This is a genomic window from Pseudomonas sp. CCNWLW23 (assembly GCF_037095675.1).
Classification (GTDB): Bacteria; Pseudomonadota; Gammaproteobacteria; order Pseudomonadales; family Pseudomonadaceae; genus Aquipseudomonas; species Aquipseudomonas atacamensis.
Genome location: NZ_JBAWKM010000001.1, coordinates 90,674 through 105,318 on the forward strand (window position 1 = coordinate 90,674; position 14,645 = coordinate 105,318).

Consider the following 14,645-nt stretch of genomic DNA (forward strand, 5'->3'; position numbering starts at 1 on the left):
AAGGAACCGATAGGGGGATGCTTGGGAATGACGCCGACCTGAACCAGCCGTGGTGAATCCAGAAATGAAAAATCAACAGCCCCTCACCCTGGCCCTCTCCCGGAGTGAGAGGGGACTGATTGGGGGATGCTTGGGAATGACGCCGACCTGAACCGGTTGTAGTGAATCCATAATCGACTCGGTCATTCAGGTCGATGTAGGACGCGAGACACCTCGGTCGGCTCCCTCTCCCTCTGGGAGAGGGCTGGGGTGAGGGGCTTTCAGTCGGTTGGCACCATTTTGTCCAGAACGCGGTTCACCGCCATCTCCGCCACCATGACAATCTGCGCGATGCCCTGCAGGGTCTTGCGCTGCGAACCTTCCACGGAAGCGGCGTGGTTGTGCAGCATCACCGTCGCCGAACCCAGGGTTTCACAGGCGTCGGCCAGCAAGGACTCGGTGTCGGCTTCGGGATTGGCCATGTACAGCGTGTTGGGGGTGTACGGCGGGGCCATGAAGTCAGCGGCGGGCGGGCCGAGGTAATGGTCGAGGGCACGCTCGGCGGCGTCGTGAAATTTCTTTGAGTCGGGGGATTGGTAGGGCGATGCCGGACTTGCTACCGGCGGATTGGGCGATGGTTTTTTCATCTTCAGGTTCCGGATAAAGCCGCAACCGCATCTCTGCTAAAAGAAGGGGTGGCAGCTGAACGCAGGTTAGCAGACCGGGGAACCTAAGGAAGCCGGCGCGCCGAAGCGCCCTGCGCACAGCCGCCATCAAGTGCAGACGTGAAGCCTGACTGACGGTGCTCGTGCAACCTCAGATTTACCACGGGCTGCTAAACCCGATCACTGGGAATCAGTGACCCGATCCAAGTTACGCAGCAAGCCCTGGGCGCACAAGCCGGCGGATTCTGGCGCAGGCGTAGGCAGCGGCGCAAGGATTTGTAGGCTGGTGCGGCGTAACACCGGGTGTCTTTAAACACAGGCGTGGCTTGATGTTGATCGTTCCCACGCTCTGCGTGGGAATGCCTCTACGGACGCTCCGCGTTCGGCTCTTGATGGGACGCGGAGCGTCCCGGGCTGCATTCCTTTGCTGCGCGTGGGAACGATCAGTCAAGCCTTGGATCAGCGGGCCAAACCCGCATCCACCAGTAACCGCTCCAGCCCCAACAAATCCGGCACCTTCGCCACCTGCTCGCCCACCTGCACCGCCGCCTGCTCCAGCGCACACAACGGCACATCGACATAACTCAACTGACTGTCCAGCTTGTACGACCGAGGAATCCCCTGCACCAACAGGGCGATGAATCTCAGCTCGGGCAAGCCGCCCAGCGCATTCAGAATCACGATCCGCGCCCGTTCGCCGATGACGATTTTCTGCCCACAGGCCGATTCGAAACTGATCAGCGGAATCTGCCGCTCGCGCCACGTTACCCGGCCCAGGTACCACGGCGGCGTGTCGAGATCGAAGGCGCTGGCCTGGTAGTCGATCAGCTCGGCGATGGCGACATTGGGCAGGATCAGGTTGCGATCGGCCAGCGGCAGCAGCAGCCCGGTGAGCTGGCTGGTGCGCGGGTTGTGCCGGTGCTCATGCATGTTTCTTGCTCCACTGGGCGATGCTCTCCAGCAACACCGATTCCTGATACGGCTTGCCGAGGTAGTCGTTGACGCCGATGGCCATGGCGCGGTCGCGGTGTTTCTGCCCGGTGCGCGAGGTGATCATGATGATCGGCAAGTGGCGCAGGCGTTCGTCGGCGCGCACCTGGGTCGCGACTTCGAAGCCGTCCATGCGCGGCATTTCGATGTCGAGCAGCATCAGGTCGGGCATGTGCTCTTCGAGCAGCAGCATCGCATCGACACCGTCCTTGGCGGTCAGCACGTTCATGCCGTGACGTTCGAGCAAACGGCTGGTGACCTTGCGCACCGTCACCGAGTCATCGACGACCATGATCAGCAGCGGCTTGTGCGGCTCGCTGTCGATCTCCGTGCGCGCCGGCTCTTGCGCCAGCCGCGCCTGCATCGCCCGGATCGGTGCGAGCAGATCCAGAATCAGCACCACCCGGCCGTCGCCGAGAATCGTCGCCCCCGACACGCCCTGCACCGCCGCGAACTGCGGGCCGAGGCTCTTGACCACGATCTCGCGGGTGCCGGCCATGGCGTCGACCAGCACCGCAACATGGCGGTCGTTGCAATGCACCAGCAGCACCGGCAACGGCAGGTTCTGCCCGAGCAGTTTTGGCCGTGGCGCAGTCTTCAACAGCTCGCCCAGGTAGCACAGTTCATAACGCTGGCCGGCGTATTGATAACTCGGCGGATCCTGACGGAAGTGCCCTTCCAGATCATTCGGCAACACGCGCACGATGCCTTCGATGGTGTTCAGCGGGATCGCGTACTGATCCTCAGCGCACTGCACCATCAGCGCGCGGTTGACCGACACGGTGAACGGCAGGCGAATGCGGAAATGCACGCCCTGCCCCGGCACCGAATCGATGCTCATGCTGCCGCCCAGCTGACGCACTTCTTCGTGGACCACGTCCATGCCGACGCCACGCCCGGAAATCTGGGTGATCTTTTCCGCCGTGGAGAAACCCGGCTGGAGAATGAACTGCAACACGTCGCGGTCGCTGATCTCGGCGTCGGGCGCCAGCAGACCGCGCTTGATCGCCTTACGCCGCACGGCTTCCAGCGGCACCCCGGCGCCGTCATCGCGGATGTCGAAAACCATGTCGCCGCCCTCGCGGGACAGATCGAGGGTGATCTGCCCTTGCGCCGGCTTGCCCGCCGCCAGCCGCACCTCGGTGGATTCCAGGCCATGGTCGACGGCATTGCGCAGCATGTGTTCCAGCGGCGCGGCCATGCGCTCCAGCACGTTGCGATCCATCTCGCCATCAGCGTTGCCGACGACGAACGCGACATCCTTGCCCAGCTCTTCGGCGACCTGACGCACGATGCGTTTCAGACGCGGCACCATGCGCTCGAACGGCACCATGCGCGTACGCATCAGGCCTTCCTGCAACTCGGTGTTGATCCGCCCCTGTTGCTGCAACAGGTTTTCCGCGTCGTGATTGCGGCGGTCGAGGGTTTCCTTGAGGTCGAGCAGGTCCGAGGCGGATTCGAACAGCGCCCGCGACAGTTGCTGAAGCTGCGAATGGCGGTCCATTTCCAGCGGATCGAAGTCTTCATAACCGAGGCGTTCGCCATCGACTTGCTGGCGGCTGAGGATGCGCCCCTGGGTTTCGGTGTCGAGGCGGCGCAACTGATCGCGCATGCGCTCGATGGTGGTTTCCATCTCGTTGAGAGCAATCTGCGCATCGTTGACTTGCTGCTCGATCCGCCCACGAAAGATCGAGGTTTCCCCGGCCAGGTTGACCAGTTCATCGAGCAGCTCGGACGAGACCTTGACCATGTCTGCGCCAGCATCGGCCGCCGGTGGCGCTGCCTCAGGCTTGATGACCGGAGCTGGCGCCAGCGGCGCTTCAACCTGCACCGGGTGACTGAAATTCTGGATCGCGCTGATCAGCCGATCGGCCGGCGGGCACGGTTGCCCGGCGCGCACGCCATCGAGCATTTGCGCCAGTCGGTCATGGCCGCGCTGCACCAGCGCGAACAGTTCGGCGGACGGTTGCAGCGCACCGGTGGAAAGGCTTTCGTAGAGAAATTCCAGCTCATGGGCGAGGTCGCCGATCGGGCCGATTTCGACCATCCGCGCGCCGCCCTTGAGCGTGTGCAGATCGCGCAGCAGGGTTTCGATTTCCTGACGGTTGCCCGGCTCGGCCTGCCAGCGCAACAGCGCGGCGCCGGAGCTTTCGATGATGTCGAAACCTTCTTCGAGGAAGATTTCCAACAGTTCCGGATCATGCCCGGCGTTGTCGTGTTCGACCGCTGCGGGGGCAGATTCGCTGGCGGCCTGGCCCTGACGCAACTGACGGATCGCGTCGATCAGATCCTGCGCCGGAGTCAGCGCTTGATGCGCTTGCAGTTGCTCCAGCATCAGCGCCAACCGCTCATGACTGTGCTGCAACAAACCTTCGAGCGCGGCGCTGTGGTTGTAGCGTCGATCGACCAGCCCTTCGTAGAGATTTTCCAGTTCCTGGGCAAGGTCGCCGACGGCCTCGACCTCGGCCATGCGCGCGCCGCCCTTCAGCGTGTGCAAGTCGCGCTGCAATGACGACAGCGGCGCGGCGTTGTCCGGGTCCTTGAGCCAGCGCTGCAAGGCTTGCCCGGCGCTGTCGAGAATGTCCACCGCCTCTTCGAGGAAGATTTCGACGATCTCGTCGTCAGGCTCGAGGGCGGCAACCGATTGCTGCAATTGGGCGGTGGCGCTGCCCAGTTCGCGAATATCCAGGGTGCGACTGCCGTCGCTGCGGATCAGGCCCATCGCCGCCGGGTCGAGGCCTTCGTCGAGCAGTTCCTGCAAGGCGCGAATCCGCTCCGGTTGCGGGGTGATTTCCTGGCCGGCAGCGAGTTCGTCGAGCATGTTGATCAGCGCTTCGTGGGCCAGTTGCGCTTCGTGGAAAAACCGCTCGCTGACCGCCAGGCTGCTTTCTTCCACCGCGCCATACAGATCGAGCAAGGCTTCGCACAAGCCATCGACCGCCTGCAGATCGGCCAGATGCGCACCTTCGCCGAGGGTGGTCAGTTCATCGAGCAGAGCGCTGAGTTCCTGGCGTTCGCCGGGGTGCTGCTGCCAGCGCTGCAAGAGGTTTTCGGCGTCGAGGAGGATGTCCATGCCCTGGGCGAGGAAGTTGTTGATCAGTTGCGGATCGCGCTTGAGGCGCAGGCCGCTGTCAGCGCCATCGGAGCTGGCTTGCAGGCGCTCGGCGAGCAGCGCTTCGGTGCGTTTGATCAGCGACTGCGCACCGACAATCGGCGCCAGCGGATCGTGTTTGAGCTGGCGCAGGCCGACGCGGAACAAGCCCTCGGCTTCGAGCAGTAGTTCGACCTCGTCCAGATCCAGCGGCAACTGATGCGCCTTGAACTCGCGGGCCAGTTGATCCAGTGAAGCCGCCAGTTCGGCCATCGGCAATACGCCGGCCATCGAGGCACTGCCCTTGAGCGTGTGCAGCGCCCGTTGCAGTTCGTCGCTGGCCGGCAAAGGCACCTGTTCGACGGCCTGATCGAGGAAACGGTTGAGGCTGGCGAGGTGGGTCTCGGCTTCTTTGCGGAAGATTTCCAGCAGCAGCGGATCAAGCGCGGCGACGTCGTCGGTGTCTTCGGCAGCCAGCGGCTCATCGCCTTTGGCCAACGCGTGGGCGCGGGCGGCGAGTTGGTCGACATCGTTGCGCTGGCGCTGACGCTGGGTGGCAAATTCGTTGATCAGCTCGGGCAGCAGCAACACGGTGTCGCCGAGCAATTGGCGCAGCACTGCGCCGGGCTCGACGCTTTGTTCGAGCACGCGGTTGAGCAGGTTTTCCACGGCCCAGGCCAGTTCGCCGAGGACCAACGCGCGGACCATGCGCCCGCTACCCTTCAAGGTGTGAAAGGCCCGGCGCAGTTCGGTCAGCGCGGCGCGGTCCTGGGGATTGGCGGTCCAGCGCGGCAGGTATTCGTGGAGGACTGCGAGAACTTCGTCGGTCTCCTCGAGGAACACTTCGCGCAGCTCATCGTCGACCGGTTCTTCATCGGCCGGCGGCGGCATCAGGCTGTCGGGGCTGTTGCGCGCCGGCGGGTTGAGCGCCGACAGCGGGCTGGCCAGCACCTCGGCCAGCGACTGCACGACGTCAGGGTCATCGAGCGCTTGCAGATCCTGCATGAGCTGCGCTTCGCTGGGGCTGAGTACCTCATCGAGCACGGGCACTTGCGCTTCGCCGGGCTGCTCGTTGGCAAAGAAGCCGAGGCTGGCGAGGCTGTTTTGCGCGACATCGAGCAGATGTTCGGCGGGTGCCTGCGGGTCGTCGCTCAGGCGTTCGAGGTAATACTCCAGGCTGCTGATCACATCAGCCAGATGATCGAGTTGTTCCCAGCCCGGTTCGTGGGCATCGAGCATCAAATGCTCGCGAATGAAACCGTTGCAGGCCTCGACCAGACTCGCTGCGCGGGCCAGCGGAATCATCGCCAGCGCGCCGCGCACCTGTGTCAGCAGATCGGGCAGCGATTGCAGATGCTGGCGGTCCCAATCGGCGTCGATGTAATCGACGATCATGTCCTTGGCCTGTTGCAGGCAGATGCGCGCTTCCTTGATCACGATCTGATGGATCTGCGTCAGGTCGGTGGTCGGCAGGCGAGCGTCTTCGGCGCTTTGCGTCTCCACCGTGCCGACCATGCCGGCCAGCGTCGCTTCGACGTAGAGCAAGGCCCCGGCGACGTCCATGAGAATGGCGTCGTTCGGTTCGCGCTGGCCCTGAGCGAGGCTGAGCACCACCGCCAGTTGGTCGATGATGACCTTGCGCGGCTGGCCGAAACCCAGCACCGCGAGGGTGTCGGCAATCTGCCGCAGCGGCGCGAGCAGGCTGTCCAGATCCGAGGCGTGCTGGCGGTCGCTGCGCACGAACAGATCGAGGCGCTCCTTGACCCGCACCAGCTCTTCGCACAGCGCTGCCAGCACCGAGCGCATGGCATCGCGGTCGGGGCCGGCGAGGCGCGCGCGTTCTTCATCGACCATCGCGCTGTCGGGCAACGCGTCGTCCAGGGAGTAGCGATCTTTCATGGTCAGCATCTGCCCGGTGGGATGTTCGGCTTTGGCAATATAGAACAACAGGCTTTTCAGCAGCTCGGCCGGCGCCGGCTGGTTGAGCCCGACGATGCCCTGCTCGAGCAGGCGCTTGAGCTCTTGGTCGGCGTCCTTGAACAGGCTGCGCAGCGCCGGACTGTTGGCGATGACGCCCTCGCGCATGCCCTCGACCAACGCTGAGGCGATTTGCCACAGCGGGCTCAACGGCGCGTCGCCGCTCAGTGCTTCGAGACGGCTGAAGACTTTGGCCAGATAGCCAAGGTGCGTCTGGTCGTCCTGTTCGCGCAGCAGACCGACCAGAGCCATTTGCAGCATCTGCCGCAGTTTGCGCAGCACGTTCGGCAGATCGAGCGGTTCCAGCGCGGCGAGTGCCTCGTCGCCGAGCGGCGCCAGCTCGGGCAGTGGCGGGCTGAACAGGCTGGTTTCCGCCAGCAGGCTTTCACCGCGAGCGCTGCGCAGATCGTTGATCAGCGGCAACACCACCAACGGCAGGTCGCGGCGGGCGCTCTGCACGCGGTCGAGGTAAAGCGGCAATTGCCCCAAGGCTTGCAGCATCAGGTGCAGGGCTTCATCGCGGTGCGGCACGCGTTGATGTTGCAGGGCTTCGACCAGATGCTCCATTTCTTCGGCGAGCAACGCCGCGCCGTAGAACTCGACCATCTGCAGGCTGCCGTGCACCTGATGAATATACGCCAGGCATTCGTCCAGCCCGGGGAAGGCCTGCGGATCGTCGAGCACGGCCTCGATCGCCTGATGCGCCAGCTTCAGCGTTTCGGCAATTTCGCCCTTGACCCATTCCAGGGCCACGTAGTCGTGCCGATCACCCATAACCACTCCACTCACGCTTTATCTGTCGCCGCCGGCAAGGTGAAACCGGACACCGAACGGCGCAACTGACTGGCCATTTTCGCCAGGTTGCCGATGCTCTCGGCGGTGGCCGTGGACCCCGACGAAGTCTGCGAGGTGATCTGCTGGATCACGTTCATCGTCAGCGAGATCTGCCCGGCCGAAGACGTCTGCTGCTGCGCCGCGTTGGAAATGCTCTGGATCAACGCCGCGAGGGTCTTGGACACGCCTTCGATTTCTTCCAGGGCCACACCGGCATCCTGCGCCAGTCGCGCGCCGCGCACCACTTCGGTGGTGGTCTGCTCCATGGAAATCACCGCTTCGTTGGTGTCGGCCTGAATCGCCCGCACCAGGGTTTCGATCTGCCGGGTCGCGGCGGACGAACGTTCGGCCAGGCGCTGCACTTCGTCGGCAACCACGGCAAAACCGCGCCCGGCATCCCCGGCCATCGATGCCTGGATCGCCGCGTTGAGGGCGAGGATGTTGGTCTGGTCGGCGATGTCATCGATCAGGCTGACGATGTCGCCGATTTCCTGGGACGACTCGCCGAGGCGCTTGATGCGCTTGGCGGTGTCCTGAATCTGTTCGCGGATGTTGTCCATGCCGTGGATGGTGTTGTGCACCACCTCGTTGCCTTTGTTGGCGATTTCCACTGAACGCTCGGCCACCGCCGACGATTCGGCAGCGTTGGCCGAGACTTGATCGATGGACTCGGCCATGTCGCTGATCGCCGTCGAAGCTTCGGAAATCTGCTGGGCCTGTTGCTCCGAGGCCTGGGCCAGATGCATGGCGGTGGCCTGGGTTTCCTGCACAGCAGCGGCAACCTGGCCGGCGGTGAGGTTGATGGTCGCCACCAGATCACGCAATTGGTCGACGGAATAGTTGATCGAGTCGGCGATGGTGCCGGTGAAGTCTTCGGTCACCGAGGCGGTCACGGTGAGGTCGCCATCGGCGAGGTCTTCGATTTCGTCGAGCAGGCGCATGATCGCGTTCTGGTTGCGCTCGTTCTTCTCGGCGGTCTCGCGCAATTGGCGATTGGTTTCGCGGACCATGACCAGACCGATGAGGATGATCGAGGCCAGCGCCAGCAAGCCCAGCACATAGCCGCCAATGGTGTCGGTGTTGCGCCCGCCGGCCAGGTGCTCGAATCCGGTGGCCAAGTGCGAGGCTTCCTCGAGCAGGGTTTGCGACAGGGTGAAGATGTTGCTCGCCGATTCGCGCACCTTGAACAGCTCTGGCGAGGTTTCGAGGATTTCGTCCACCGAGCCGGAAACGAACTGGAACAGCTCGGAGATTTCGCTCAAGCGCGCACGGGCGTCGCGGTCTTCGACCTGGCTGATTTTCAGCGCCGGGTTGCCCTGCAACATGCCGTTGAGCACCAGACCGAAACGCGCGGCATCGCGGCCAAAGGCGTCGGCGGCCTGTTGCGAGTTTTCGTCACCGGCGAGCACGGTGTTGACCGCGCCAAGAATGCGTTCAGCCAGTAGCGATTGCCGTTGCGCCATCGCTACCTGCGCCGCTGGGGCGCCGCGCTGGAGGAGGATTTCCACGACTTTTTCGTATTCGATCTGCAACTGCGGCACGGTTTCGGCCAACGTCGCGGCGACCTGATGCAGCGACAGCACGGTCTGTTCGCTGGTGAGGATCGCGTCAGTGTTTTTCAGCAGGCGTTCCCAGTCCATCTGCACCGCGCGCATTTCCGGGCGCACGGCGACGGGTGCCGGGGGCAGGCCGGTGTTCGGGTCACCCTTTTTCAGGTAACCCCAGCGCTGGGCAAAATCGTTGCGCGCATCGCTGAGCAGTTTGAAGGCGGCCGCCTTGCCCGCCGCCGCTTCGGTGGCGTTCTTGGCGATGCGTTGCGAGAGCACACGCAGTTCGCCGGCATGGCCGATGTACTGCTTGTCGTAGTTCGCCTGGGTGTTGAGGTACGCGAAGTTGGCGAACAGCAGCATGATGAACACGATCAGTGCGATAAACAGCACGATGATCTGCGCGCGACTGCGCGATGCTTCTGCCGACTTGCCTGTTTTTGCTTTTGTCATCGGTCCTCGCCTATGAAACCTGCCATGGCCCTTGTGGGAGCGAGCCTTGTGGCGAGGGGATTTATCCCCGTTCGGCTGCGAAGCAGTCGCAAAAATATCGCATGCGCTGACGGTGTCAGGCATTGCAGTTTTTGGGGCCGCTGCGCGACCCAACGGGGATAAATCCCCTCGCCACATGGCCCGCGTCCACATGGGTTCTGTTGTTCGTGCTATAGAGCCACACCCATAAACACCGGAGACCTGGCCAGTGCGAACAGGCTGAACACCCGCCAGTTCTGTTCACGGCGGAAATAGCCTTTGACGAATTCGGCCTTGGAGCCCTGGCGCTTGCTGATCGACAGCGGCTCGAAACTGCCCTGTTCGAAATGCTGCAAGCCGATGACTTCGTCGACCATTACCCCGGCGAACACGTCTTCATGCTCCACCACCAATACCCGCCGCTGTTTGCGCAGCGGCGACAGCTCATGGCCGAAGAAGCCGCACAGGTCCATGATCGGCAGCAGCCGCCCGCGCAGGTTAGCCACACCCTTGACCCACGGCTTGACCCCGGGCAACTGGGTGAAGCGCGGTTCATGCAGGACTTCGCTGACTTCGCCCATCGGCGCCACATACCAATGCTCGCCGAGGCGAAAGCCGATGCCGCTCCAGCGATCCGGGCGCGCCGCTTGCGACGGCAGGTCTGCTGCCAGCAGGCGGCAGCGCTGGTCGATCTGCCAGAGCAGTTCGAACGCGGTCAGCGATTCGTTCATGATCGCGCGATCAGCCGTTGAGTACGTTGTTCAGGGTCTTGATCAGGGTGTCTTCGTCGACCGGTTTGGTCAGGTAATCCTTGGCGCCCTGGCGGGTGCCCCAGACCTTGTCGGTCTCCTGATCCTTGGTGGTGATGATGATCACCGGGATGTGCGCCGTGTCGGCATCCTTGGTCAACTGGCGGGTCGCCTGAAAACCGTTGAGGCCGGGCATGACGATGTCCATCAGCACCGCGTCGGGTTTTTCCTGACGGGCCAGGGCCACGCCGTCGGCGCCGTTCTCGGCCTTGAGCACTTCATGGCCGTGCTTTTCGAGCATGCCGGTGAGTTTGTACATTTCAGTCGGCGAATCATCGACGATCAGGATACGTGCCATGGTCTTCCCCATTTTTCTGGTCGACTGCCGGCCCGCTGGCCGAGCGTCACTGTGCGTGTCTTACTGCGGCAAAACGGCGGCGAAGCCCGGAACATGGGCCTGGATCGCGTTGAGCAGTTCTTCTTTGCTGAACGGCTTGGTCAGAAATTGATCAGAGCCGACAATCCGCCCCTTGGCCTTGTCGAACAGACCGTCCCTGGACGACAGCATGATCACCGGCGTCGCCTTGAAGGCGCTGTTGTTCTTGATCAGGGCGCAGGTCTGATAACCGTCCAGACGCGGCATCATGATGTCGACGAAGATGATCCCGGGATGGTGGTCGGCGATCTTCGCCAGCGCATCGAAACCGTCGATGGCGGTGATCACTTCGCAACCGACATTCTTCAACAATGTTTCGGCGGTGCGGCGAATCGTTTTCGAGTCGTCGATCACCATGACCTTCAAGGCGCTGGACTGCTGTTCCATAAGAGGGTTCTACCGTCGCCTTTGCGAATCAAATTGTCCGTTTTGCTGTGAATAATGGCCTGAAACCCTTGAAACCCATGGGGCGGCGCGATCTGCCAGCCTTTTTAGCACAGTCTCCAGATGCAATCTATCGACGGGTTTTTCCTTGACCCGAAACCCGCCCGGCGCCACTCTGGCGGCACTTTTTCAATACCGATCCGGTAGCCAAATTTCGAGGAAAACCCAATGAGCGTTCGCGTCGGGATTGTCATGGACCCTATCGCCAGCATCTCCTATAAAAAGGATAGCTCGCTGGCCATGCTGCTGGCCGCGCAGAAGCGTGGCTGGGAACTGTTCTACATGGAACAGAAAGACCTGTATCAGGCCGAAGGCCAGGCGCGGGCGCGGATGAGCCCGCTGAAAGTCTTCGCCAACCCGGACAAATGGTTCGAACTGGACGCCGAGCAGGACAAGCTGCTGAGCGACCTGGACGTGATCCTGATGCGCAAGGATCCGCCGTTCGACATGGAATTCGTCTACTCCACTTACCTGCTGGAACAGGCCGAAAACGCCGGCGTGCTGGTGGTGAACAAGCCGCAGAGCCTGCGCGACTGCAATGAAAAGCTGTTCGCTACGCTGTTTCCGCAGTGCACGCCGCCGACCATCGTCAGCCGCCGCCCGGACGTATTGCGTGAGTTCGCCGACCATCACGGTGACGTGATCCTCAAGCCGCTGGACGGCATGGGCGGTTCGTCGATCTTCCGCCACACCGCCGGCCACCCGAACCTCTCGGTGATCCTCGAGACCCTGACCCTGCACGGCAAGCAGCAGATCATGATTCAGGGCTACCTGCCGGCGATCGTCGATGGCGACAAGCGCATCCTGATGATCGATGGCGAGCCGGTGGATTATTGCCTGGCGCGGATCCCGGCCATGGGCGAAACCCGTGGCAACCTCGCCGCCGGTGGCCGTGGCGAAGCACGTCCGCTGACCGAAAAGGATCGCTGGATCGCCGCCCAGGTCGGACCGACCCTGCGCGAGAAAGGCCTGCTGTTCGTCGGCCTCGACGTGATCGGCGAGCACCTGACCGAAATCAACGTCACCAGCCCGACCTGCATCCGTGAAATCGACAATGCGTTCGGCACTGATATCGGCGGGATGCTGATGGATGCGATCGATCAAAAGCTGCAAGCGGCCGGCAAAAAGCCACAAGCTTAATGTACGTCACATGCAGTCTGTCGCTTGAAGCGTGAAGCCCAAGGCGCGAAACCAACATTGCGTTATCATGCGCAGCCTCTGAAAAACGCGATGTTGGTTTTCTTGTCATGACCCTCCCGTCCGATCTGCCCGCTGAACTCGCCCATCGTGGCGTGCGCCCGGCCGATCGCCTCGGTTTTACCCTGTTTCTCGCGGCGCTGATTCACCTGGCGCTGCTGCTCGGCGTCGGTTTCACCATGGTCGAGCCGCAGCAGATCAGCAAAACCCTGGAAATCACCCTGGCCACCTTCAAGGCCGAGAAGAAGCCGGAAAAGGCAGATTTTCTCGCTCAGGAAAACCAGGAAGGCAGCGGCACGCTGGACAAGAAAGCCCTGCCCAAGACCACCGAAGTCGCGCCGTTCCAGGACAATCAGGCCAAAAAGGTCACCCCGCCGCCCGCCGCCAAGCCAGTGGTGCAGGAAGCCGCCCCGAAGGCAGCGGTGACCACCGTCGCGCCGAAACCGAAAAAGGCGCCGACCAAGAAAGAAGAAAGCAAAACCGAAGTCAAACCGACCGTCGACGCGCCGGTGTTCGACAGCTCGCAGTTGTCCAGCGACATCGCCAGCCTCGAGGCGGAGCTGGCCAAGGAACAACAGCTGTACGCCAAACGCCCGCGCATCCACCGTTTGAGCGCGGCCTCGACCATGCGCGACAAGGGCGCCTGGTACAAGGACGACTGGCGCAAGAAGGTCGAGCGCATCGGCAACCTCAACTACCCCGAAGAAGCACGGCGCAAGCAGATCTACGGCAATTTGCGCCTGATGGTCTCGATCAACCGCGACGGCTCGCTGTATGAAGTGCTGGTGCTCGAATCCTCCGGCCAGCCGCTGCTCGATCAGGCGGCGCAGCGCATCGTCCGCCTGGCCGCGCCGTTTGCACCGTTTACCGGCGATCTGTCGGACATCGACCGCCTGGAAATCATCCGCACCTGGAAATTTGCCCGGGGCGACAAGCTCTCCAGCAACTGAATATTTATGTGGCGAGGGGATTTATCCCCGCTCGGCTGCGCAGCAGCCGCAAAACCATTCCATATGGAGTGTCAGGCAGAACCCATCAAGCGATTCAGGGGCGCTTCGCGCCCCAACGGGGATGAATCCCCTCGCCACAGATAAATCCCTTCACCACAGATAAGTCCCCTAACCACAGATAAATCCCTTCACCACAGATAAATTCCCTGAGCACAGATAAATCCCCTAACCACAGATAAACTCCCTCACCACAGCAAATCCCCTCGCCACAAAAGCTCTGTTCCAATAATGGATCTGTGTTGTTGTCAGCATCTCCAGCTTGTCAGTTCGCCCCTCGAACGCCACACTAGCGCTCATGAAAAACGTCAGCCCCAGCTACCTCAAGCATCACTTCCTGATCGCCATGCCACACATGGCCGACCCGAACTTTGCCCACACCTTGACCTACATCGTCGAGCACACGGCCAATGGCGCGATGGGGCTGGTGGTCAACAGGCCGCAAGACTTGAACCTGGCCGACATCCTTGAACAGCTGCGCCCGGACATCGAGCCGCCGGCGCGTTGCCAGGATGTGCCGATCTTCATCGGCGGGCCGGTGCAGACCGATCGCGGTTTCGTCCTGCACCCGGCGGGCCAAACGTTCCAGGCCACGGCGCAGCTGGACGGCGACCTGGCCCTGTCGACTTCGCAGGACGTGCTGTTCGCCATCGCTGACGGCGTCGGCCCCGCGCAAAGCCTGATCACCCTTGGTTACGCCGGTTGGGAAGCCGGCCAGCTGGAGGCCGAACTGGCCGACAACGCCTGGCTGACCTGCCCGTTCAACGCCGACATCCTCTTCAACACCCGCAGCGAATTGCGCCTGGAAGCGGCAGCGCGGCACTTGGGCATCGACCTCAATCTGCTCACCAGCCAGGCGGGTCACGCCTGATGGCCCTGCGCCTGATTCTCGGCTTCGACTACGGCACCAAACAGATCGGCGTCGCGGTCGGCCAGGTCATCACCGGCCAGGCCCGCGAGCTGTGCACCCTGAAAGCGCAGAACGGCGTGCCGAACTGGGATCAGGTCGAAGCGCTGATAAAAGAATGGAAACCCGACGCCGTGGTGGTCGGCCTGCCGCTGAACATGGACGGCACGCCCAGCGAGATGTGCGTGCGCGCGGAGAAATTCGCCCGCCGCCTCAACGGCCGCTACAACCTGCCCTTCTATACCCACGACGAACGCCTGACCACTTTCGAAGCCAAGGGCGAGCGACTGGTGCGTGGCGGGCAGAAAGGCAGTTACCGCGACAACCCGGTGGACGCCATCGCCGCTGCCC

11 protein-coding genes are annotated in these 14,645 nt (G+C 62.6%); 4 read left to right on the forward strand and 7 right to left on the reverse strand.

Annotated elements, in window-relative coordinates:
* Positions 1-260: 260 nt before the first annotated feature.
* From V8J63_RS00405 to pilG, 7 genes are all read right to left on the reverse strand, one after another.
* The gene (locus tag V8J63_RS00405; protein ID WP_125925445.1) at positions 261-626 is read right to left on the reverse strand and encodes a DUF6124 family protein; all 366 of its coding nucleotides are present in this window, start codon (positions 624-626) and stop codon (positions 261-263) included.
* A gap of 477 nt (positions 627-1,103) precedes the next feature.
* Entirely contained in the window at positions 1,104-1,574 is a 471-nt protein-coding gene (locus V8J63_RS00410; protein ID WP_125925444.1) for a chemotaxis protein CheW, read from the reverse strand.
* Entirely contained in the window at positions 1,567-7,476 is a 5,910-nt protein-coding gene (locus V8J63_RS00415) for an Hpt domain-containing protein (protein WP_336463425.1), read from the reverse strand. Before V8J63_RS00415 ends, V8J63_RS00410 begins: the two co-directional genes overlap by 8 nt.
* 11 nt (positions 7,477-7,487) lie before the next feature.
* Positions 7,488-9,536 carry a methyl-accepting chemotaxis protein gene (locus V8J63_RS00420; RefSeq protein ID WP_130910564.1) on the reverse strand — a complete coding sequence of 683 codons (2,049 nt, stop codon included), beginning with the start codon at positions 9,534-9,536 and terminating at the stop codon, positions 7,488-7,490.
* A 209-nt stretch (positions 9,537-9,745) separates the two neighbouring features.
* Positions 9,746-10,285 carry a chemotaxis protein CheW gene (locus V8J63_RS00425; protein ID WP_016772745.1) on the reverse strand — a complete coding sequence of 180 codons (540 nt, stop codon included), beginning with the start codon at positions 10,283-10,285 and terminating at the stop codon, positions 9,746-9,748.
* Positions 10,286-10,295: 10 nt separating this feature from the next.
* Positions 10,296-10,661, reverse strand: coding sequence for a twitching motility response regulator PilH (gene pilH / locus V8J63_RS00430; RefSeq protein WP_016772744.1), 366 nt, complete (start codon positions 10,659-10,661; stop codon positions 10,296-10,298).
* Positions 10,662-10,721: 60 nt separating this feature from the next.
* Positions 10,722-11,126: a twitching motility response regulator PilG gene (gene pilG / locus V8J63_RS00435; protein WP_016772743.1), complete on the reverse strand. Its 405-nt coding sequence runs from the start codon at positions 11,124-11,126 to the stop codon at positions 10,722-10,724.
* A 225-nt stretch (positions 11,127-11,351) separates the two neighbouring features.
* Here pilG and gshB point away from each other — a divergent pair, with 225 nt between their 5' ends.
* The 4 genes from gshB to ruvX form a co-directional block, all read left to right on the forward strand.
* The gene (gene gshB / locus V8J63_RS00440) at positions 11,352-12,323 is read left to right on the forward strand and encodes a glutathione synthase (RefSeq protein ID WP_336463426.1); all 972 of its coding nucleotides are present in this window, start codon (positions 11,352-11,354) and stop codon (positions 12,321-12,323) included.
* A gap of 107 nt (positions 12,324-12,430) precedes the next feature.
* Entirely contained in the window at positions 12,431-13,330 is a 900-nt protein-coding gene (locus V8J63_RS00445) for an energy transducer TonB (RefSeq protein WP_197891216.1), read from the forward strand.
* Positions 13,331-13,685: 355 nt separating this feature from the next.
* A complete protein-coding gene (locus tag V8J63_RS00450) occupies positions 13,686-14,258 on the forward strand; it encodes a YqgE/AlgH family protein (RefSeq protein ID WP_016772739.1) in 573 nt (190 codons plus the stop codon).
* A partial coding sequence (ruvX, locus tag V8J63_RS00455; protein WP_336463427.1) for a Holliday junction resolvase RuvX occupies positions 14,258-14,645 on the forward strand: 388 nt, incomplete at its 3' end. The genes V8J63_RS00450 and ruvX, both read left to right, overlap by 1 nt.